Genomic DNA, 21,475 nt, shown 5'->3' with positions numbered 1-21,475 from the left:
ATCCTCCCATGACGGCAGCCGACATGACCCAGAACGACCCTGCCCCCTCCGAACAGCCGGCCCCGGCATCCGAACCGGAAAAGACCTCGGTCGACTGGTGGCAGGAGGTCAAGAGCATCACCCTGCTGATCCTGGCTGTCCTGGCTTTCCACAGTCTCGTCGCCAAGCCCTTCTACATTCCCAGCGAATCGATGATGCCGGTGCTGCTGAAGGGCGACCGGCTGGTGGTGAGCAAATTTCCCTATGGCTGGTCCTATGTCTCGCCCAGCTTCCACCCGCTGCCGTTCCTGAAAGGGCGGATTTTCGGACGCATGCCGGAACGCGGCGACATCGTCATCGTTTCGCCGCAGAACAAGCGGGAGGATTATATCAAGCGGGTCATCGGCCTGCCGGGCGATATAGTGGAGGTGCGCAGTGGCCAGGTCGTGCTGAACGGCGTGCCGGTGTCGCAGAAGGTGCTGAAACCGATCCGCATTCCGGTGGACGGCAATGCCCCCTGCCCGCCCACGCAATTCCCCGGCGCGCTGGTGACGGACGTGAACGGCAAAGGCTGGTGCGAACTGCCGGTGCGCCAGGAAGTGCTGCCCAATGGAAAGACCTATGTCACCATCGACATGGGGCCGAGCACGCTCGACTGGTATGGGCCGGTGCGCGTCCCGGCGAATCATGTTTTCCTGATGGGCGACAATCGCGACAATAGCGCCGACAGCCGCGCGCCGCTGGAGGAAAATGGGCTGGGCGGGCCGGTGCCGTGGGAAGCCATTGGCGGCCGGGCGGAGTTCATCACCTTTTCCCTGGATGGCGATTCGTCCTGGAACCCGTTGAGCTGGCTGCATGCCTTCCGCGGCGGACGCGCGGGGAACAGCCTGCGCCCGGCGAGCGTTACTCCGCCGAAATAAGCTTTTCGGATAGGGGCTTGGGTTGAGCGGGACGAAAACCGCATCGAGGAACCCGGCCCCAGCGAATGGCGCTGCTCGTTCTGCTAGAGCGTTTTCTAAGCAGATAAAATCATCTGCTGATTCGGAAAGCGCGGCAAAACAAAGGCCTAGAGCAGCCGATCCTGCTGATCATGGGCGCCGAGGGCTGAGAGGAGTGCGGCTCCTGTTCCGGGATAGCCGTTGAGAACCGCGTGCTGCTGCGAAGACCCCCGAACGAAACAAGTGTCGGATCGGGCGGCAGAACTGGGTTCCTGCCTGCGCAGGAACACGGGTCACACCGAACAGGAGACATTCCAAGAAAAAAGGGCCGGGAAATCCCGACCCTTTTGGCTTTTCCAACTATGCCGAACTCAGTGGCCCGGCATGCCCTGCGGCATCCCGCCCTGCTGCTGCATCATCTGCTGCATCCGCATGATGTCCGCCTTGGACTTGAAATCATGCAGTTGGACGTCGAACACCAGCACCGAATTGGCCGGGATCGGACCAGCCGCCTGCTCGCCATAGCCAAGCTGCGGCGGAATCCACAGGCGGTACTTGCCGCCCTTCTTCATCTTCTGCAGGCCTTCGGAGAAGCCGGGAACCACGCCGTCGACCGGCATCGCGGTCTGCGGATTCTCGTCGAACACCGTGCCATCGAGCAGCGTGCCCTTATAGCCCACCAGCGCCACGTCGGCGGCGGTCGGGCTGGGACCGGCGCCTTCCTCCAGCACCTTGTACTGCAGGCCCGATTCGGTCGTCACCACGCCCTCTTCGCCGCCATTATGCACCAGGAAGCTGGTGGGCGAGGGCTTCACGCCCTGCTGCCCGGCCCAGGCCAGACCACCGGCAGCCAACGCGACCGCGGCGACACCGATCCAGAGACGCGTCAGCGACCCCTTGGCGATAGGACGAAGGGGAACGGCCGTGGTGGACATGCGCTATGCCTCGCGGATTGATGCGGGTGACGTTTTCAGCAGGAGAACGGGACGATCAGGCGACCGTCCCGAAAACGGCAGTCCTTAACGGACGCCGTCGCGCTCGGCGCGCTTACGCTCCAGCTTGCGGGCGCGGCGAACGGCGGCCGCCTTTTCGCGGGCACGCTTTTCCGAGGGCTTCTCATAGTGACGGCGCAGCTTCATCTCGCGATACACGCCCTCACGCTGCAGCTTCTTCTTGAGCGCGCGCAGGGCCTGGTCGACATTGTTGTCGCGAACGATGATTTGCATAAGCCAGTCAAACTCCAGTCGAAAACGGACGGATCGCCAGGAAATAACCCTTCCCGACGGGCCACCCGAATGAAATAGCGGTGAGTCGCCGCAGGTCACCCTGCGCCGTGTGGGGCGCGCCCTACCAGCAGAGTCGCGCAAATTCAACCCAAAAGCCGTCCCCCTCGACACAGCCCGGCGCAAGGGGGATAGTCGGCACCATAAAATAGCAAGGAGGATCGCCATGGCAACCGCCGCCAAGACCGCCGCCAAACGCCCCGACATGTCAGCATCGGAATGGGCCGCCCGCCAGCAACTTGCCGCCTGTTACCGCATTTTCGATCATCTGGGCTGGTCGGAGCTGATCTACAACCACATCACCCTGCGCGTGCCGGAAGAGAAAAACGCCTTTCTGATCAACCCCTTCGGCCTGCTCTACAGCGAAGTGACCGCGTCCAGCCTCGTCAAGATCGACATTGACGGCCATGTGCTGGACGGCAGCCCCTATCCGGTCAATCGCGCCGGCTTCACCCAGCACAGCATCTTCCATCGCCATCTGCCCGACGCCCATTGCATCATCCACACCCACACCACCGCCGGCATGGCGGTGAGCGCCACACGCGAGGGGCTGACCCCCACCAATTTCTACGCCGCGGCCTTCACCGGCCGAATCGCCTATCATGACTTCGAAGGCGTCACGATCCGTCCCGAAGAGGGCGAGCGGCTGATCGCCCATCTGGGCGCCCGCCGCATCATGATGCTGCGCAATCACGGCACGCTGGTCATGGCGAAGTCGCTGCCGGAAGCCTTTCTGACCCAGTGGATGCTCCAGCGCGCCTGCGAGATTCAGGTGGCGACCGGCGCGGCGGGAACCCCGATGGAGATTCCGCCCGAGGTCGTCGCCGTGCATCAGCGCGACCTGAGCGGCGTGCAATTGCCCGCCGGCCCCGGCGTTCCCGATTTCGAGGCGATGGTCCGCCGGATCGACCGCATCGATTCGAGCTGGCGGGATTAGGCCGCTCGGCTGCACCTGAACGTCGCGCCGCCCACCACCCAATATGAGCTTTTTCCGTGAGTCGCCCGCATTTTGCCGTTGATCGATGCGAGCGTTCATGTTTTCCTTGTCCGACGCAAGGAAGGGGTCGGTTTTTTGGCGACGAAGTGGAACGATGGCGCAACCCGCCGCACGGGTCATTCCCGGCGGATGAGCACCCATCTGGCCGCCGCCCTGGTCGTTTTCTGCGTGCTTCAGATTTTCATCGTCGCCAAGATGGGCGGATCGCTGCTGCTGCATCTGGGCATCATCATCGCGATCGGCGGCTTCGCCGTCGCGGCGCGGGGGCTGGAACGGCGCTGGGAAATGCTCGACCGGAGCGGTCTGTCCACGCATGGCTTGGCGGTGCGCTTCCGCCGCGACCTGGTGCAGCTCTGGTCCGCCAGCGTTATCGGCGGGCTGCTCTGGATTCCCGTCGCGATCATCTTTCGCGCCCTTTTCGGCTGAACCCAAAGCCGCGATCCATCGTTGTTCCTTCCTGACGAGAAGGAGCATGTCCATGGCCGACGCCAGCATTTTCGACCGATTGAAACAGGATCATGACGCGCATCGCCAGCTATTCGACAAGATGGCCGATGCGAAGGGCCAGCCCGACCGGCTGGAAAAGCTGTTCGAACAGTTCAAGGTGGAAGTGACGGCCCATGCGGCGGCGGAGGAAGAGACGCTCTACTCCACCATGCTGGCGCGGCCCGATCTGCGCGAAGATGCCCAGCACAGCGTTTCCGAGCATAAGGAAATCGACGATTATCTGGAAGAGATGGCCGGGCTTTCCTTCAATGGCGAGGAGTGGAACGGCGTCTTCGTCCAGCTCAAGAAGCGCTATCTTCACCATATCGATGAGGAAGAGAAGGAGATGTTTCCCAACGCGGCCAGGGAGCTGACCGCCGAGGAGGAGCAGAAGCTGGCGGCGCTGTTCGCCAAGCGCAAACCGGCGGAATTGCAGCGCGCGGAAGCGGATGAGTAGAGCCATCTGCGCGAGGAGAGTCCCTGGGCGCTACGGCGGCCTGCGCGGTGCGCCGATCGCTTTGGAGAGCGGCACCCAAGGCTCCAGCTATCTGCCGCGAGTGCCGGATGAAACGCGCAAAATGGAGGAACGAGCGCGCTTCGTGAAGGAGTTGCGAGAGATTGGAGAGCAGGTGAAGATGCTCGTCTGATGACCAGCATGCTCCTGCGAAGGCAGGAGCCCAGTTCAGACGGCGGGACTGGGTTCCTGCCGCAGGAACACGGCAACCAAGACCTTACAGCAATCCCAACCGCGACAGCTCCCCCAGCAACCTGGTCGGCATCGCATCCAGATCATCGGCCTCGCCCGCACCCAGATCGGGCGGGGCATCTTTTCCCTCCAGATAGCGCCAGCCCTGATGGGCGCGCTTGGGCTGCGCGCGGACCGGGATCAGGCGCGGTTCGAGCCTAATCCAATAGCGGCCCTGCCCGGTTTCCTGAAAGCCCAAGATCGGACTGCGGCCCACAAGCTGATGCCCGTGAATCCAATAGAGCGAGCCGCCCGCCAATTCCTCCAGCCGCTTGGGCAGATAGCGCGTGGTCAGGCGCGCTTCCTCTGCATGGCTTTCCAGCCAGGCGCGGAGCGTGGCGGGGCTTTCGCTCTGAAAGGCGATCTTGGTGAGGTGGAGCGGCATGAAGCGAAGATGGGCGCTGACCGGCGGCGGTCAAGGCCCGTTACAAACCCCAGACCGTTGCAAGACCAAGGAAGGAGAAGAAACCCATCACGTCCGTCATCGTGGTCACGAACACGGCGGATGACACGGCGGGATCGACATTCACCCGATCCAGCGCGACCGGGATCAATATGCCCGACAAACCCGCCACCAGATTGTTGATGAGCATGGCCAGCGCAATGACGATGCCCAGATCATGATTGCCGTAGATCAACCCCACCGCGACGCCGATCAATATGCCCAGCGCCATGCCGTTGGCGCTGGCGATGCGGAATTCGCGGACGATCTGGCGGATGGTGTTGGAACTGGTGAGCTGATTGGTGGCGAGCGCGCGCACCGCCACCGCCATGGTCTGCGTCCCCGCATTGCCGCCCATGCCCGACACGATCGGCATCAGCACGGCGAGCACGACATATTTGGAGATGGTCGCCTGGAACAGCCCGACCACCGATGCCGCGAGAATGGCCGTGCCCAGATTGACCACCAGCCAGGACAAACGCGTGCGCACGGTTTCCAGAATCGGCTGGTTGATGTCGCCCTCGCCCGCGCCCGACAGGCGGAGAATGTCCTCGCCCGCTTCCTCGGAGATGATGTGGACGATGTCGTCGACCGTGATCATGCCGACCAGCCGTCCGCTGGCGTCCACGACGGCGGCGGAGATCAGCGCATATTTCTGGAAGCGCAGCGCCACCTCTTCCTGGTCCATGTCGACCGGGATCAGCGTCTGTTCGCGCTTCATCAGGTCGGCCATGGCGACGCTGCGCGGGCAGGTCAGCACCCAGCTCAACTGGCAGGTGCCGATCGGCTTATGCGCTTCGTCGACGACGAAGATTTCCCAGAAATCCGACGTCAGGTCGCGATTGTCGCGCAGATAGTCGATCACCTGCCCGACCGTCATATGTTCCGGCACCGCGACCAGGTCGCGCTGCATCAGGCGGCCGGCGGATTCCTCCGGATAGGACAGCGCGCTTTCGATCGCGGCGCGGTCTTCCGGTTCCATCGCTTCGAGGACGGCCTGCTGGTCGGCCTCCTCCATATCCTCGATGATGGCGACCGCGTCATCGGTGTCGAGTTCGGCGGCGAACTCCGCCACCTGCTCGGGCAGCAGCGCGTCGAGAATATCCTCCCGGACATAGTCGTTGAGTTCGGAAAGAACCTCCGCGCCGACCAGATCGCCCAGCGCCGCCGCCACCGCCCCGCGCCGTTCGGACGGGGTGAGTTCGAGAAGATCGGCAATGTCGGCGGGGTGCAGCGGCGAGACCAGTTCGCGCGCGCGGTCGCGATCATCCTCCTCCACCGCGTCGAGCACGGCGGAGACGAATTGCCCCTTCAGCCGGTCATCCTCGTCATGGCGGGATTCGGCCTGTTCAGCGGCAATATCGCCCAATTCGTCCGGCCGGGGTTCGGCCATATCGGCTCGTTCGCTCATCGCGTCCCCTACTGTCCGGTTCCTGTAACATTCGCCCGCTTTTGCCGATGCTCGTCATAATTGCAATGCCCCAAGACGCTTCCATCCCGGCCTTAACGCTTTATATGGTCGATCATTCCCATTTTCCCCCAAGAGAGGATTTTTCATGGCTGACGATACCCTGACCCTTAGCCTCGACAGCGGCGGCGACGTCGTCATCAAGCTGCGCGCCGACCTTGCCCCCGGCCATGTCGAGCGCATCACCACACTGGCCAAGGAAGGCTTTTATGACGGCGTCGTGTTCCACCGCGTCATCCCCGGCTTCATGGCCCAGGGCGGCGACCCGACCGGCACCGGCATGGGCGGTTCCAAGCTGCCCGACATCAAGGCCGAATTCAGCCGTGAACCGCATGTCCGCGGCGTCTGCTCCATGGCCCGCGCGATGAACCCGAACAGCGCCAACAGCCAGTTCTTCATCTGCTTCGACGACGCCACCTTCCTTGATGGCCAGTACACCGTCTGGGGCGAAGTCACGTCCGGCATGGAACATGTCGACGCCCTGCCCAAGGGTGAGCCGCCCAAGACCCCCGGCAAGATCCTGAAAGCTACGGTTTCCTAAGAAGCCCATCGGTGGCGGAGATGGCATTGCCCGTCTCCGCCGCTTCCTCCGCAGGCGGTTCATAGGGACCGATGCTTTCGATGTGCCAGCGGCGATCCGCCTCGCTGGAGCCGGGCACGTCATTGGCCCGCCGCAGTGTCACCTGACGCAACCGATACCAGGGCTTCCCGTTCGCCGCGATGCGGCCATAGACCTGCACCGGCACGGTCACGAACAGCGATCCTGCCGCGCCCTCCATCTGCCCCGGTGCGCCGACATGGGCGTGAACCTCGCTGAACCCGCGGAAGCGGGCGGCGAAACGAACATCATCCTCGGCGCCGATGGCGCTGTTGTCGTTCCAGAGATCCTGCGCGTCGTCATAGCGCTTTTCCTCCAGCAGACCATAATAGCCCTGCACGACCTGGGCGGCGCCCTGCGCGCCCTTGGGGTCGACGGAATCTTCCTCCACCACGGGCTGGGGGTCGACCGGCAGGCCGCCGGGCGTGCCGGGCGCGGGCGGATTGAGCGGCTCCAGCGCCGCCTGCGCCTCCGCCCGGACATTATTTTCGACCTGCGCCGCGTTCGCGCCATTGGCCAGATTGTCGATCGCGCTCTCCTCCCGGCCGTCGCAGGCCGCGAGCAGGAGCAGGCATAGGGCCGCGCTGTACCGGACCCGCATCAGTCGCGCCGGCCTCGCCAGCCGTCACGCCGCGACCTGCCGCCGCCATCGGAGCGCGCACCGCCATCGGAGCGCGCGCGCGGCGCATCGCCCCAATTGCGTTCCGGCCGTGATGTCGTCATATCCCCTTGCCCCCTTCCTGGCTGCGGCGCCGGAGCGCCCGCGGAGGGATTGCCCTGACGGGCATTCCTCCAATTTCCGTTCCACCGATTGCCGTCGCCACCGGAACGCTCCCGCCAGCTCCGGCGCGGCGCGCCATCGTTCCAGTCGCCGCGCCTGCCCTCTTCGCGGCGGGTTTCACGGCGGCCTTCCCAATAGCGGCGCTGACCGTCGTTCCAGCGTTGGCGCTGGCCGCTGCGGTTGTACACATAATAGCCGCTGCCGGGATAGTAATAGCCGTCATACCAGCCGCTATAATAGCCGGGACGATAATAGCCCGACCCCCAGGCATCGTCATAATAGCCGCCGCCATAATAGCCGCTGCCGACACTCACGCCGCCATAATAGCCATCGTCATAAGCGCAGCCGCCCAAAGCCAGCGCGCCGGCAAGGCCGATCGCGGCGAGGAACCTCTGTCCGGTCCAGGCCATCGCCTTTCTCCTTAATCCTGCATCCATTCCATGCATAACGCGGGCTGTTTGAATTGGTTGTGAATGGCTGAGATTTGGGTGGGATTTCCTGCCGGTCAAAGAGCCGGATTGGATCTGACGTGGATCAGAGGCTGCAGGATGGGAAATTGGGTAGGTGGGACAGGGTTTGGCCATTTCCGGACATTTTCGAAGTTCGTTATCCCCGCGAAGGCGGGGATCCATCTCCTGACCTAACGCTTGATGCAACGCTGGGAGATGGATTCCCGCCTTCGCGGGAATGACAAAACAGGAAGCGTCCGCCTTCCTCCCCTATCAGCCGCTGTTCCTCAGAGCCGTCGCAATCGCGTTGATCGACAGTTCGATGCCTTCCTTGATGCGCGGGTCGTCTTCGCCGCTGCGGTGGCGCTTCATCAGTTCGACCTGGAGCAGGTTCAACGGCTCGATATAGGGCAGGCGCAGGCGGATCGACGTGTCCAGCTTAGGATTCTTCTCCAGCAGGCGCGACTGGCCGGTGGCGGCGAGCAGGCCGTCATGGGTCATGTCCCAGCCTTCGCGGATGCGGTCGAAAATCTCGGTCCCCCGTGCCTGATCCTCGACCAGCGGCAGATAATGGGCGGCGATGCCGAGGTCGGACTTGGCCAGCACCATCTCCAAATTGGCGAGCGCGGATTGCAGGAAGGACCAGTGCTGCGCCATGTCGGCCAGCAGCGCCTTGTCCTCAAAGGCGTTGAGCGCATGGCCCACGCCATACCAGCCCGGCAGCATCACGCGGGCCTGCGCCCAACTGAACACCCAGGGGATGGCGCGCAGATCCTCTATCCGGGTGCTTTTCGTGCGGCTGGCAGGGCGCGAGCCGATTTTGAGGCCGGAGATTTCCTGGATCGGCGTCAATTGCCGGAAGAATTCCTTGAACCCCTCCGTCCCGTAGACCAGGCCGCGATAGGCGGCGAAGGCGGTTTTCGACAATTCATCCATGGCGGCGGCGAAACGGGCGGCGTCGCGGTCAGAGATCGCTTCGGGTTCCAACGACGCGAGCAAGGTCGCGCTGGTCATCGCCTCCAAATTGGTCATGGCGACGTCGCGGGTGCCGAATTTGGCGGCGATCACCTCGCCCTGTTCGGTGATGCGGATGCGGCCCTGCACAGTGCCCTTGGGCTGGGCCTGGATCGCCGCGAAGGAGGAGCCGCCGCCGCGCCCGACCGCGCCGCCGCGACCGTGGAAAAGCTGCATCGCGGTGCTGGCGTCGGCAAAGACGGGCGCGAGCGCCTTGCTCGCCTGGAACAGCCCCCAGGTCGAGGTGATATAGCCGCCGTCCTTGTTGCTGTCCGAATAGCCGATCATCACTTCCTGATGGCCACGTGCCTGCACCACCCCCGCGATTTCGGGCAGGCCGAAATAGGCGCCCATGATCTTGGGCGCGGCCTCAAGGTCGGCAATGGTTTCGAAGAGGGGCACGGCCATGATCGCGGCCTGCGGCGGCGCGCCATCGGTGCCGGCGCGCCAAAGGCCCGCTTCCTTGAGGATGATGTTGACTTCAAGCAGGTCGGAAACGCTCTCCGCCTTGGAGATGATATAATGGGTGATGCATTGCGGGCCGTAGATGCGGTGCGCTTCGGCGGCGGCATGGACAATCGCGAGTTCGGAGGCGGTCTGTTCCGAATATTCGAAAAAGGCCGTGCCGAGCGGCCGGTTGTTCGCCAGCTCCCGCCGGAGCAGGGCGATGCGGGCATATTCGTCGAGGCTGGCATAGTCGGCCTCTACCCCGGCGACTTTCAGCAGTTCGGCCACGACGCTTTGGTGGACGTCGCTGTTCTGCCGCATGTCGAGCGTGGCGAGGTGGAAGCCGAAGGTTTCGACCGCGCGGATCAGGCGGCCGAGCGCGCCTCCCGTCGCCAGCGCGCCATTGCCTTCGCTCGCCAGGCCTTGCGCGACCGTCACGAGGTCGCGGCGCAGGTCGGTGGGGCTGGCATAGGGTTCCCCCTTGAGCGTCGAAGGGCGGGACGGGTCTTTGCCCCCCAGCGCCCGGTAAGTGGCGGCGAGGCGGGCGTAGATGCCGGAAATGGCGCGGCGATAGGGTTCGTCCTGACGACTGGGCGAAATGTCGCCGCTGGCGTCGGCCAGGTCCAGCACCGCCCGCGACACATGGGCCAGTTCGGTGGAGAGCGACAGTTCCGCGCCCAGGGCGTGGAGCGCATCCATATAGAAGCTCAGCGCGGCTTCGCAGCCCTTGGCGAGCGCGAGGCGAAGCTGTGGCGCCTGCACGAAGGGATTGCCGTCGCGGTCGCCGCCGATCCAGTTGCCGACGCGCAGGAAACTTTGCGGGCGGGCGCCCAGCACCCGTTCCCAGCGGGCATAGAGGGCGGGCAGCACCGGCAGGAAGACGTCGCGGAAATAAGCGAGAACATTTTCGATCTCGTCCGCGACGAACAGCTTTTCGCGGCGCAGCGGACGAGTCTGCCAGAGCAGCGCGATCTGGCGGAAGATCGCCTCGTCGAGATTTTCGCCCTCGTCGGTTTCGCTGCGGCCGCTGTCTTTGAGCAGCATCAGGTCCGCGATGCGGTTCTTATGATCGATCATGCTCTTGCGCCGCACCTCGGTCGGGTGGGCGGTGAGGACGGGGACGATCAGGGCGTGGGACAATAGGTCGAGGATCGCTTCGCGGTCGATGCCGTGCGATTCGAGTTTTTCCACGGCGGAGGCGACATCGGCGCCGGGTTCGGCGGCGACGCCCTGGCGATCCTCGGCCAGATTGGCAAGCATCGAGAACAGCATGAAACCGCGCACGAAGGACAAGGTGTCGTCCAGGCTAAGCGCGTCGAGACCAGTATCGACCACATCCGCGCCATGCAACCCACGCGCCCGGTCGACTGAGGCGGAGCGGATATATTCGGTCTGTTTGTAGATCTTCTCCCCACCATAGGCGCGGATGACGTCGCCCAGCAGGCGGCCAAGATAGCGGATATCGGGGTTCTGCGTGACCGCAGGCGCGGAAGAGGGTGCAAGAGTCGCCATGATGGATCGATGCTGCATCGCAACAATGGGATGGTCAAGGGAATCCGCACCCTTGCCGAGAGAGATGCTGTGCTCCTGCCTTCCGGTTTTGACAGCAGGGTTGCGCGAATACCCCGGCATGCGCCAAAGGAAAGCCGTGACCGCCAGCATCAGCATAGGAAATGACGGATCGGGCAATCCCGTTCTGGTCGATGTCGAGGAATTGCTTGCCACCCGACTGCTCGTTCAGGGCAATTCGGGGTCGGGCAAGTCGCACCTGCTGCGTCGGCTGCTGGAGGAAAGCGCCGCGCTGGTCCAGCAGGTGGTGATCGATCCGGAGGGCGATTTCGTCACGCTGGCCGACGAATATGGCCATGTGGTGATCGACGCGGGCGACTATAATGAGCGCGAGATCGTCAAGATGGCGGCAAGGATTCGCGAGCATCGCGCCTCGGTGGTGTTGAGTCTCGAATCGCTGGAGCTGGAGGCGCAGATGAAATGCGCCGCGACTTTCCTCTCGACCCTGTTCGATGCACCGCGCGATCACTGGTATCCCGCGCTGGTGGTGGTCGATGAGGCGCAGATGTTCGCTCCGGTGGCGGCGGGCGACGTATCGGACGAGGCGCGGCGGCTGTCGCTGGCGGCGATGACGAACCTGATGTGTCGGGGGCGCAAGCGCGGGCTGGCGGGCGTGATCGCGACGCAGCGGTTGGCCAAGCTCGCCAAGAATGTCGCGGCGGAGGCGTCGAACTTCCTGATGGGGCGCACTTTCCTCGACATCGACATGGCGCGCGCGGCTGACCTGCTGGGCATGGAGCGGCGGCAGGCCGAGCAGATCCGCGATCTGGAGCGCGGGCGCTTTCTGGCTTTGGGTCCGGCGATCTGCCGGCGGCCGGTGGCGGTGAAGATCGGATCGGTCAAGACCAGCACGCGGGGCGGCACCCACAAGCTGATGCCGCCGCCGGTCGCGACCACCGGGGATTTGCAGGAGTTGCTGTTCGCAAGCGCGGGCGAAGAGGAAAGCCTGCTCTCTCCCCCGCCGCGAGCCGAGCCACCACCGCTGCCCGCCGAGGAATTGATGCGGGCGCTGGCCGCCGCGCCTTCGGCCAAGCCTGCCGCGCCGGAACTGGATTTCGGGCAGAATGAGCCGGTGGTGATCGCCGTGCTGGAGGAAATCGTCGCTGATCTGGGCGAAGCGCAGCCGAGCGTGTCGACGCTCTATCAGGATTTCGGCGTGCGGTGCCGGATGAAGGGATTGCGGACGCCGCCGCTCGACCTGCCCGCCTTCCGCAAGCGTTTTGCCATGGCGCAGGCGGGGATGTTCGACGCCGCCGATCCACGCTGGGACGATGCGATGCGTGCTGCGGAGCCTCTGCCGGAGGATATGCTGGCGCCCTTCCTGCTGATTGCGCGGGCGGCGATGGAGGGACTGCCCTGTCCGGATGACGTGGCGCTGGCGCGGGCCTATGGCACCAGTTCGCCGGGCCGGGTGCGGCGGCTGATCGACTATATGGAGAAGCTGGGCGTGATCGTGGCGCGGACCGATTTCGGCGGGCGGCGTTCCCTTGGCGTGCCCCAATTGGGGCTGAGCACGGCGGCAGAGGGATGAGCGCTTCGATCCTCTTCGTCTGTCTGGGCAATATCTGCCGGTCGCCGCTGGCGGAGGCTGCTCTGCGGGCGGAGGCGGAGCGGGCCGGGCTGGCGGTCGAGGTGGATTCGGCCGGAACCGGGGACTGGCATGTGGGATCGCCGCCGGATAACCGGGCGCAGGCGGTGGCGCTGCGGCATGGGATCGATATTTCGGGCTATCGCGGGCGGCAGGTGACGGCTGTGGATTTCCAGCGGTTCGATTATGTCTTCGCGCTGGATGCGGAGAATCTGCGGAACCTGCGGCGGGTGCGGCCTTCGGATGGCACAGCGGAATTGCGGCTGCTGATGGACCTGGTGCCGGGACGCGAAGGGAGCGGGGTCACCGATCCTTATTTTGGCGACGATGCCGGGTTCGACGTGACCTGGGATGATGTGACACGCGCCGCCAGGGCGATCGTGGAGCGGTTGCGGGATCGGGATTAGCGCGGGCTGCTTAGCCAAGCCCTAAGGCCAATCGACATTCAGATGATGACGTGCCGAAAATGGTGGTTTTTCGTGACCCGGAGCGCAGCGTACTAAAAGTACGTGAGCACCGGAAGCACGGAAAAGCGCCATTTGCAGGCCGTCAGGGCTGAATGTCGATTGGCCTTAGGGCTGTTGCGGGGAATCGAAAATTGCGTTCAGGCAGGCGGCGATGCGGACGCCCGCACGGCGCAGCCGGTCGTCCAGCTCGGCGCGATGCTGATAGACATAGTCCCAGGACAAAGCCGGATCGGCCGAATAGACGGTCTTGCGCAGCGCAATGCTTTCGCGAGTCCAACTATCGGGATCGCAGATGCTCCAGGCGATCATCTGCTGCGGCGTGATCGAACGCGACAGCCAGTTCGCATATTCCGAATAGGACAGGGCGCGCTGCTCGATCAGGCCCGAATCCCAGACCGAATGCAGATTGGTCGCCGCACCGAAGAAGGTGACCTTCACATCATTGCCGCCACGGTCATCGCCGCCGCCGACATGCAGCGGTTGATGCAGATCCCCGATGATGTGAACGACGAAACGCAGTGCTTGGCGGCGGTCGTCCAGCGACGCCTTGGGATCGCGCAGGATTGCGGTGAAGCGGGTCAGGGCGGTCATCGCGTCGCCCTCCTTCGGGGCGTCGGATGGGCTGTAGTGATCGCCCTGCTTGACCGTGACATAATGCCAGGGGCTGGCCGTCTTGCGCCAATATTCGGCAGGGTCGGACCGCATGTCGTCGGGCCAGGTCGACGCCTCCGCCAGATCCTCCGTCCCCAGCAGCAGGCGGACCTGGGCGCGCGCCGCGCCGCTCAGATTCTGGTCGGCAATGGTGCCGGTGATCCGGTGACCGATCGGCCCCCAGGCCTGGGCGGGCGAAGCGGCGAGGAACGGCAGGGCGAAGAGGAATGAAAGGCGCATGGCGTCCCTCATACAGCTTTGCCCGGCCTCAGCCAGCGCGCTTTTTCAGAGGGTTGCGCTTCAGCTTGCGAAACGGAAACCGATCCACAGCGTCCGGGGCGTGCCAAGGTCGATGGACCCTCCGGCGTTGCGGGTAATCACCTCCTCGTCGAAGAGATTCTCGCCGCGCGCGACCAGGGTCACGCCATGGCCGAGGGGCAAGCGCGCCACCGCGTCGACCGTCAGCGCGTGGGGCAGCACATCGGTCTGGAGATCGTCCTCATATTGCTTGCTGACATAGCGCATCGTGGCGGAGAGCGCCGGACCTTGCTTCGGCTCCCAGGCGAGCGTGGCGCTGGCGGCATGACGCGGGCTTTGCGCGGGGGTGAGGCCGTCAAAGGCCATGCCCGGCGCATGCACGCTACTGTGGCTATAGGCGTAGGAAGCCGAAAGCAGGAAATCGCCTGCTCGAGCGGATGCCGTGAGCTCAAAGCCTTTGGCAATGATGGCATCAATGTTCTGGCGTTCCCGTACAATGATTTGTCGCCCTGCCACAACCGTTGAACTCCGGGTGACATTGCCAATGGCGTTGTCGAGGCGATTATAGAAGGCGGTCGCTGACAGGCTTACACCGGAAACGGGCGTTACATCGACACCTGACTCAACACCTTTTAACTTCTCGCTTTCAAGTGCCGGGTTGGCATTAGTAGTCACCATCGACGTGGCAGAACTGACCACGAAAGGCCGGTACAGTTCGTTGAGCGTCGGCAGCCGAAAGCCGGTATAGCCCGCGCCGCGTAGGGCGACGGCATCGCTGATCCGGTAAAGCGCACCCGCCCTTCCGGAGAACTGCCAGTCGGAACGATTGGCAAAGCTGTTGTTCGCCGCGCCCGTGCCGGTGGCGCGGAAGAAGCCGTCGCTGATCGTCCAGCGATCCGCCCGCACCCCGCCGGTCAGGACCAGGCGGCCCAGCGTCCAGTCATCCTCAGCAAAGAGGCCGGTGGTCATCTGCTCGCCGCCCGCATGGCGCCGGGCGGTGACGGGATTGGCGGCGATATTGGCGTTATAGGCGTCCTCGAACATGTCGCCGGTGGCGAAGCGGGTATCGGCGCCGAAGCGCAGCACATGATCGGGGCCGACCGGCGGGCGTAGTTCGATCTTGCCGCCGATGCCGGTCGAGGGCGTGTTGCGCTGGTCGAGCGACTTGCGGAAGCTGGAGGCCGAGATCACAATGTTGGAGAAGTTGCGCGCCTGGATATAGGCCAGCGCATCGACCTGCCACGGGCCACGCGAGATGAAGCGGATGCTGGCGTCCTGCCCTTCGCTCATGCTGTCCGCGCCCTTGAAGCGCAGGGTCCGCTCGTCATGGAAGATGGTGCCGCGAAACTGGATTTCCGATGTGGCGGAAAGCGGCGCGACGGCGCGCAAATTGGTCGACCAGCCGTCATAGGCGGCGGGCGCGGTGGCGGCGACGCGCTGGTCCTTGGGCGTGGTCTGGAACCCGTCGCCCCGGTCCCAGCGGCCCGACAGCGAAACATAGCCGTTGCCCAGATCCGGGATCAGGCTGGCGGAGAGTTCGGTCGCGTCCCTGCTGCCGTAGAAGGCGCTGGCGCCGAAGGTCGGGAGCTGGTCACGGGTAGCGCTGGCCAGTTCGATGGTCCCCGCCACCGCGCCCGCGCCGAAGGCTCCTATCCCGCCACCCCGCGTCACCCGCACCACCGACAGGCGGTCGGGCACCAGCGCGCTGAACGGGATATAGCCGAAAAAGGGATCGGCCATGGGCACGCCGTCGAGCAGCACCAGCGTCCGGCTGGACGCATTGCCGCCCAGAGCGCGCAATGTCGCCCCCTGCGCCGAAGGATTGGCCGAACGGCTGTCGGAGCGGCGGAACTGCTGGAAACCGGCGACATCGCCCAGCACGTTTTCGATCCGGCCGGAGGCGCTGTTGGTCAGCCGATCCCGGTCGATGATCACTGATCCATAGGCCGGCGTTCCGGGCGGCAGGGAAAGTCCCTCCCCCGTCACGACGATGCGGGCCGGATCGGGTGCCTCCGTCTCGGCGGCCGCGACGGTCGGTAGTGCGGCCAAAGCCAGTGACAGCGGAAGATATTTCATGACGCCCTTTCCCACCTCTTTTGCGGAGGGGACTAGGGACACCGGCGGAGAAGTTCAAGCGACCCTTTTTCCTGTTGACGCGGCCAGAATCTTGTCGATCGTCAGCGGATAATCGCGCAGCCTTATGCCCGTGGCATTGTAGATCGCATTGGCGACCGCCGCCCCCGCACCGCAAATGCCCAGTTCACCGACGCCCTTGGCCTTCATGGGTGAGCTTTTGTCGTCCAGTTCCTCGACGAACAACACGTCCTGATCAGGAATGTCGGCATGCACCGGCACCAGATATTCGGCCATGTCGTGATTGACGAAAAAGCCGAATCGGGTGTCGACGCTCAGTTCCTCCATCAGCGCCGCGCCGACCCCCATGGTCATCGCGCCGACCACCTGGCTGCGCGCCGATTTGGGGTTGAGGATGCGCCCGGCGGCAAAGGCTCCGCCCATGCGGCGGACGCGGACTTCGGCGGTGTCGATGTCCACGCCGACCTCGCAGAAATGCGCGCCGAAGGTCGCCTGCGCATAACGTTTGGCGAGGTCGCCATAGTCCATGCTGTCCTCCGCCCACAGCCCCTCGCGCCCCGCAAGCGTGCCGAGCGGCTGGGACTGGTTGCCCAGCCGCACCAGGCCATCTTCGAACAGCGCCTGGTCCGCCGCGAAGCCCGCCTTTTCCGCCAGCTTCGCGCGCAGGGCCATGGCGGCGGCATAGACGCCCGCCGTGGCGCTGTTAGCGCCCCATTGCCCGCCCGACCCGGCCGATGCGGGAAAGCGGCTGTCGCCCAGACGCACGGTCACGGCCTCCAGCGGCACGCCCAGCATTTCCGCCGCGGTCTGGCCGATGATCGTGTAGCTGCCGGTGCCGATATCGGTCATGTCGGTTTCGACGATGACATGCCCCCTGGCATCGACGCCGATGCGCGCCCCCGATTTGGTGACCAGATTGTTGCGAAAGGCGGAAGCGACGCCCATGCCGACCAGCCAGCGGCCATCGCGCACCTGACCCGGCTTGGGATTGCGGCGGTTCCAGCCAAAGCGTTCCGCGCCTTCGCGGAGGCATTCGACCAGCTTCCGGCTGGAGAAAGGACGCTGCGGTCCGGCTTCCGGATCATATTGCACATCGTTGCGGATGCGCAGTTCCACCGGATCGACGCCGCAGGCTTCGGCCAGTTCGTCCATCGCGACCTCCAGCGCGAGCAGGCCCACCGCCTCGCCCGGTGCGCGCATGGCGTTGCCCTCCGGCAGGTCCAGCGTCGACAGGCGATGCGTCGTCAACCGGTTGGGGCCGCGATAGAGCAGGCGCGTCTGCTGCGCCGCCGTCTCCGCCCCGCCGCCGGGCAGGTCGCCCGACCAGACTTCATGGGCTATGGCGTCGATCACGCCATGCCTGTCGGCGCCGATGCGGATGCGCTGGATGGTGGCGGGACGATGGGTGGTGTTGTTGGGGATTTGCGGCCGGGCGATCGCCACCTTGACCGGACGGCCGACCATGCGCGACCCCAGCGCCGCGAGCAGCGCATCGGCGCGCAGGAACAGCTTCGCGCCGAAGCCGCCGCCGATATAGGGGGAGACGAGGCGGATATTCTCCTTGGGGATCTTCAGCGTCTTCGCCATCTCGCCCACGCTCCAGGCGATCATCTGGTTGGAGGTCCAGAGGGTGAGCTTGTCGCCGTTCCAGGCGGCGATGGTCGCATGCGGCTCCATCATCGCATGGCTTTGGTCGGGGGTGGTGTAGCTCTGGTCGATCCTCACCGCTGCTTTGGCGAAACCGGCATCGAAATCGCCTGCCTTGGTATCCGCCGGCCCGCCGAAGCCGCCCTCGGGCGGGACGCCGTTCATGCGCTCCGCCGCGAGGTCGAACCGGCCCTGTTCCACGGCGTAGTCGATGCGGACGAGCTGGGCGGCGTCACGCGCATTTTCCAGCGTGTCCGCGATCACCAGCGCCACCGCCTGCTCATAATGTTCGATCTGCGGCCCGCCGAGCAGATGGGCGGTGTTCATATTGCCCTTGCCGAGCGCCCCCGCATTCTGGTGCGTGACGATGCCCAGCACGCCGGGCGCGGCCTCCGCTGCGCGCAGGTCCATGGCGCTGATCCGCCCCTTGGCGATGGCCGAACCGACGATCCAGCCATAGGCGGCGTTGGGCGCGGCATCATGCCGTTCATAGGCATAGGGCGCGGTGCCGGTGACCTTCGCGGCGCCGTCTATCCGGTCATGGGAAATGCCGATGACGCGGCCCCGGTCGATCGGGTTGGCGGTGGCTGGCGTGTCGAACTTCATGGCTCAGACCCCCTTCTGACGGTAGAGCGAGGCAAGGGTGCGGGCGGTCAGTTGCTGCTTGAACGCGTTGTGCTCGGTGGGGCGCGCGCCGCTGAGCGCCGCCTCGGCGACGGCTGCCGCGCCGGAGAGTGCTGCCGCATCGGCGGCGTCGGTGCGCCAGGGCTTGGTCCCTATGCCGCCGAAGGCGAAGCGGGCCTGGCCGTCCTTCGCGAACACCGCCGCGACCGACACCAGCGCGAAGGCATAGGAAGCGCGGTCGCGGACCTTGCGATAGACATGGGTGCCGCCCAGCGGCTTGGGCAAAGTGACCGAAGTGATGAGCTCGCCGGGCCTCAGCGCATTTTCCACCTCCGGCGTATCGCCGGGCAAGAGGTGGAAATCAGCGATCGGGATCGTCCGGCGGCTGCCGTCGGCGCTCGCCGTGTCGACGCTGGCATCCAGCAGGCGCAGCGCCACCGCCATGTCGGAGGGATGCTGCGCGATGCAAGATTCGCTTGTGCCCAGGATGGCGAGGCTACGGCTCATCCCCTTGAGCGCGCCGCAACCGCTGCCCGGCTTGCGCTTGTTGCAGGGCATGCGCGTGTCGTAGAAATAAGGGCAGCGGGTGCGCTGGAGCAGGTTGCCGCCCGTCGTCGCCTTGTTGCGGAGCTGCCCGGACGCGCCCGCCAGCAGGGCGCGGCTCAACACCGCATAATCGCGGCGGACCATTTTGTCGGCGGCGAGATCGGTATTGCGGACCATCGCCCCGATCCGCAGGCCGCCTTCAGCCGTCGGCTCGATGCGGTCGAGGCCCAGATGATTGACGTCGATCAGATGGGTCGGCATCTCGATCTGGAGCTTCATCAGGTCGAGCAGATTGGTGCCGCCCGCGATGAAACGCGCGCCCTGGGTCGCGGCGGCGGTCTTCGCTGCTTCCTCGACACTGGCGGCACGGCTGTAGGTGAATGGTCTCATGCCTTTACCCCCTCCTCCGCGACTTGGCGAATCGCCGCGACGATGTTGGGATAGGCGGCGCAGCGGCAGATATTGCCGCTCATCCGTTCGCGCACCTCGCTCTCGGAAAAGGCGATGCGGTCGAGATCTTGCGTGGCGTGGCTGGGGATGCCCGCCTCGATCTCCTCCAGCACCGCCACCGCCGAACAGATCTGGCCAGGCGTGCAATAGCCGCATTGATAGCCGTCATGAGTGATGAAGGCGCGCTGCATGGGATGGAGCTTTTCCGGCGTGCCGATCCCTTCGATGGTGGTCACATGATCGCCCTCATGCATCACGGCGAGGGTGAGGCAGCTATTGATCCGCCGCCCCTCGACAATCACCGTGCAGGCACCGCATTGCCCATGATCGCAGCCCTTCTTCGTGCCGGTCAGGTGCAAATGTTCGCGCAGGGCATCGAGCAGCGTCGTGCGCGGATCGAGTTGAAGATGCACTTCGCGGCCGTTCACGGTCAGTCCTACAGGCGTCATCGGCGCTCCTTCCTTGCGTCTGGCGGGAGCCGCCTGCGCCTCTCCCAAAGCGGGGATCGCGGCGGCGGCAGCGGCGCTACCCTGGAGCAGGCTGCGGCGCGTCAATGGTTCGGCGGTCATAGCTGCACTCCTCCTAATCCCCATGCGATACGAAATGGGAGGCGATTATATCCGTCAGTACGTCAGAGATTTAGGGAATGAACAGTAGCATATCGCAACGCAGCGCCAAGGCGCAATGCATGATTCCGCTATTTGGGACGAAATGGCTTCGCGGAGAAAAAAATGGCTTCCTGCAGATTCTCCCTTGCCGAGGTGGGAAGCCGCTGCTAGTTGCCCCCCACCCGCCGAGAGGACACCTCCTCCGGCCGCCAGAGCGGGCGTAGCTCAGGGGTAGAGCACAACCTTGCCAAGGTTGGGGTCGAGGGTTCGAATCCCTTCGCCCGCTCCAGTTTTCCCAAGGAAAAACAAGTAGTTAAGCGACCCAAACGGGTCGCTTTTTCTGTTTACACGCCCCGCAAAATCACAAAAGTAAGCGCTGCGTAAGCGGCCAAACCCGCAGAAACGGCGGTGTTTTGGTGGCTCCCGGCGGAGTTCATCACCCAGCTGGCGATTTTGAGCGGGCTGCTGCGATCCTACCTTGGCCGATTGTGGGTGGCGGTCGCCCAAATGCGAAGCATCGACACTGCTTACGCACGGCATGAACTCTGCTTACGTGTGGCGGTATGTCGCTTACGCAATGAGGCCGCACTCGCCAGCATAGCCTAGAGGTCTGGACATCCCACACGATCAAGACGTTTGATGCTGAAATCAGTTTACATGTTCGCGATTGGTTGACAAAATTCCAAAATTGCCCATGATGCAGTTCGAGATGTATGCAGGGGGCAATGGTGTCGAAAACTTATCCGTGGGAATATCATGGTGATCTGACCGAAGACCGCATCGTTGCGGTGGCTCGGATGATTGTCGATGGTCGCCAAGCCGCAGTCGAGCTCTTCGATGAAGAAAACGGTGACAATGGGTGGACGTTGGGGTGCCGTGCGTTTCAGTTTGGGAGGGCGCGCATCCTGCGTGCCGTAGACGAAGACGCATACGACTGGCTCGGCATCGTTGACCGGTCACTCCAGCTGATCTTCACGATCGGCGAGGTCCCTCTCCGCATCTACCGTGGCGAGGCAGAAGAGCCCACTGATCGTACGATGCGACAGAGCCTGCCCGAACTTCGCCAATTGGGCTTCTCGTTTGATGATTGCGACGAGGGGCGCGAACTTGCCTATCGCTTGGCCATTGAAACGGACGTTGATGGTAGTGTGATTTCGGTCAAGTTCGTCGGACTTCGCGGTGAGACGGCCATCCTTAATTGGGATGTTCCGCTCGATAGCCGTCGTTTCAGTGGTGCAATTGGCCGTCCTGCGAGCGAGAGCGTCGAACTAGAAGCACCTGCCATCGGTGTGCGCGACCGCGAAGGCGAGACCAAAACGGGCGGCTGAGGCTGCCAGTGCGGCGAG

General features: G+C 64.4%; 21 protein-coding genes and 1 tRNA gene. 10 read left to right on the top strand and 12 right to left on the bottom strand.

What is annotated here, in order from left to right:
• Positions 1–8 precede the first annotated feature (8 nt).
• Entirely contained in the window at positions 9–899 is an 891-nt protein-coding gene (gene lepB, locus K426_RS03865; RefSeq protein WP_066553985.1) for a signal peptidase I, read from the top strand.
• A gap of 389 nt (positions 900–1,288) precedes the next feature.
• Here lepB and K426_RS03860 read toward each other — a convergent pair whose 3' ends face one another.
• Together K426_RS03860 and rpsU are read right to left on the bottom strand one after the other, a co-directional pair.
• On the bottom strand, positions 1,289–1,852 hold the full coding sequence (locus tag K426_RS03860; RefSeq protein ID WP_066553982.1) for an FKBP-type peptidyl-prolyl cis-trans isomerase: 564 nt from the start codon (positions 1,850–1,852) through the stop codon (positions 1,289–1,291).
• An 84-nt stretch (positions 1,853–1,936) separates the two neighbouring features.
• Positions 1,937–2,143, bottom strand: a complete 207-nt coding sequence (gene rpsU / locus K426_RS03855) for a 30S ribosomal protein S21 (protein WP_004208618.1) — start codon at positions 2,141–2,143, stop codon at positions 1,937–1,939.
• Between the two features lie 223 nt (positions 2,144–2,366).
• Here rpsU and K426_RS03850 point away from each other — a divergent pair, with 223 nt between their 5' ends.
• From K426_RS03850 to K426_RS03835, 4 genes are all read left to right on the top strand, one after another.
• A complete protein-coding gene (locus K426_RS03850) occupies positions 2,367–3,137 on the top strand; it encodes a class II aldolase/adducin family protein (RefSeq protein ID WP_066553980.1) in 771 nt (256 codons plus the stop codon).
• Positions 3,138–3,326: 189 nt separating this feature from the next.
• Positions 3,327–3,623: a hypothetical protein gene (locus K426_RS03845; RefSeq protein WP_405053740.1), complete on the top strand. Its 297-nt coding sequence runs from the start codon at positions 3,327–3,329 to the stop codon at positions 3,621–3,623.
• A 52-nt stretch (positions 3,624–3,675) separates the two neighbouring features.
• Entirely contained in the window at positions 3,676–4,140 is a 465-nt protein-coding gene (locus K426_RS03840; RefSeq protein ID WP_066553978.1) for a hemerythrin domain-containing protein, read from the top strand.
• On the top strand, positions 4,133–4,330 hold the full coding sequence (locus K426_RS03835; RefSeq protein ID WP_066553975.1) for a hypothetical protein: 198 nt from the start codon (positions 4,133–4,135) through the stop codon (positions 4,328–4,330). Before K426_RS03840 ends, K426_RS03835 begins: the two co-directional genes overlap by 8 nt.
• An 84-nt stretch (positions 4,331–4,414) precedes the next feature.
• Here K426_RS03835 and K426_RS03830 read toward each other — a convergent pair whose 3' ends face one another.
• Positions 4,415–4,813 carry a DUF1489 family protein gene (locus K426_RS03830; protein ID WP_066553972.1) on the bottom strand — a complete coding sequence of 133 codons (399 nt, stop codon included), beginning with the start codon at positions 4,811–4,813 and terminating at the stop codon, positions 4,415–4,417.
• A 40-nt stretch (positions 4,814–4,853) separates the two neighbouring features.
• On the bottom strand, positions 4,854–6,281 hold the full coding sequence (gene mgtE, locus K426_RS03825; protein ID WP_066553969.1) for a magnesium transporter: 1,428 nt from the start codon (positions 6,279–6,281) through the stop codon (positions 4,854–4,856).
• 145 nt (positions 6,282–6,426) lie between these two features.
• Here mgtE and K426_RS03820 point away from each other — a divergent pair, with 145 nt between their 5' ends.
• Entirely contained in the window at positions 6,427–6,879 is a 453-nt protein-coding gene (locus K426_RS03820; protein WP_066553966.1) for a peptidylprolyl isomerase, read from the top strand.
• Here the strand turns inward: K426_RS03820 and K426_RS03815 are convergent.
• The 3 genes from K426_RS03815 to ppc all read right to left on the bottom strand — a co-directional run bounded on the left by K426_RS03815 (position 6,866) and on the right by ppc (position 11,139).
• Positions 6,866–7,537 (bottom strand): hypothetical protein, encoded by a 672-nt coding sequence (locus tag K426_RS03815; protein WP_066553964.1) that lies wholly within the window; start codon positions 7,535–7,537, stop codon positions 6,866–6,868. The two genes, K426_RS03820 and K426_RS03815, sit on opposite strands and share 14 nt — an antisense overlap.
• Positions 7,537–8,127: a hypothetical protein gene (locus tag K426_RS03810; RefSeq protein WP_066553962.1), complete on the bottom strand. Its 591-nt coding sequence runs from the start codon at positions 8,125–8,127 to the stop codon at positions 7,537–7,539. The genes K426_RS03815 and K426_RS03810 overlap by 1 nt, the downstream gene beginning before the upstream one ends.
• 312 nt (positions 8,128–8,439) lie before the next feature.
• On the bottom strand, positions 8,440–11,139 hold the full coding sequence (gene ppc, locus K426_RS03805; RefSeq protein ID WP_066561343.1) for a phosphoenolpyruvate carboxylase: 2,700 nt from the start codon (positions 11,137–11,139) through the stop codon (positions 8,440–8,442).
• A gap of 136 nt (positions 11,140–11,275) precedes the next feature.
• Between ppc and K426_RS03800 the strand changes: the two genes are divergently transcribed.
• Both K426_RS03800 and K426_RS03795 read left to right on the top strand, forming a co-directional pair.
• Entirely contained in the window at positions 11,276–12,727 is a 1,452-nt protein-coding gene (locus K426_RS03800; protein ID WP_066553960.1) for an ATP-binding protein, read from the top strand.
• On the top strand, positions 12,724–13,191 hold the full coding sequence (locus K426_RS03795) for a low molecular weight protein-tyrosine-phosphatase (protein WP_066553957.1): 468 nt from the start codon (positions 12,724–12,726) through the stop codon (positions 13,189–13,191). The genes K426_RS03800 and K426_RS03795 overlap by 4 nt, the downstream gene beginning before the upstream one ends.
• A gap of 165 nt (positions 13,192–13,356) precedes the next feature.
• Here K426_RS03795 and K426_RS03790 read toward each other — a convergent pair whose 3' ends face one another.
• Genes K426_RS03790 through paoA form a run of 5 tightly spaced genes read right to left on the bottom strand, consistent with a single transcriptional unit; the run spans position 13,357 to position 20,090 of the window.
• Positions 13,357–14,142, bottom strand: a complete 786-nt coding sequence (locus tag K426_RS03790; RefSeq protein ID WP_066553955.1) for a S1/P1 nuclease — start codon at positions 14,140–14,142, stop codon at positions 13,357–13,359.
• Between the two features lie 60 nt (positions 14,143–14,202).
• The gene (locus tag K426_RS03785; protein WP_066561341.1) at positions 14,203–16,236 is read right to left on the bottom strand and encodes a TonB-dependent receptor; all 2,034 of its coding nucleotides are present in this window, start codon (positions 16,234–16,236) and stop codon (positions 14,203–14,205) included.
• Positions 16,237–16,290: 54 nt separating this feature from the next.
• Positions 16,291–18,507, bottom strand: a complete 2,217-nt coding sequence (gene paoC, locus K426_RS03780; protein WP_066553954.1) for an aldehyde oxidoreductase molybdenum-binding subunit PaoC — start codon at positions 18,505–18,507, stop codon at positions 16,291–16,293.
• A gap of 3 nt (positions 18,508–18,510) precedes the next feature.
• Positions 18,511–19,461, bottom strand: a complete 951-nt coding sequence (locus K426_RS03775; protein WP_066553953.1) for an FAD binding domain-containing protein — start codon at positions 19,459–19,461, stop codon at positions 18,511–18,513.
• Positions 19,458–20,090: an aldehyde dehydrogenase iron-sulfur subunit PaoA gene (gene paoA / locus K426_RS03770; protein WP_066553950.1), complete on the bottom strand. Its 633-nt coding sequence runs from the start codon at positions 20,088–20,090 to the stop codon at positions 19,458–19,460. Before paoA ends, K426_RS03775 begins: the two co-directional genes overlap by 4 nt.
• 253 nt (positions 20,091–20,343) lie before the next feature.
• Between paoA and K426_RS03765 the strand changes: the two genes are divergently transcribed.
• Both K426_RS03765 and K426_RS03760 read left to right on the top strand, forming a co-directional pair.
• A tRNA-Gly gene (locus K426_RS03765) sits at positions 20,344–20,418 on the top strand.
• A 436-nt stretch (positions 20,419–20,854) separates the two neighbouring features.
• Positions 20,855–21,457 (top strand): hypothetical protein, encoded by a 603-nt coding sequence (locus tag K426_RS03760; RefSeq protein WP_066553947.1) that lies wholly within the window; start codon positions 20,855–20,857, stop codon positions 21,455–21,457.
• Positions 21,458–21,475 lie beyond the last annotated feature (18 nt).

The sequence above is a fragment of the Sphingobium sp. TKS genome, assembly GCF_001563265.1.
Classification (GTDB): domain Bacteria; phylum Pseudomonadota; class Alphaproteobacteria; order Sphingomonadales; family Sphingomonadaceae; genus Sphingobium.
Note: the sequence above shows the minus strand (reverse complement) of the source record. Positions and strands in the feature narration are given on the sequence as shown.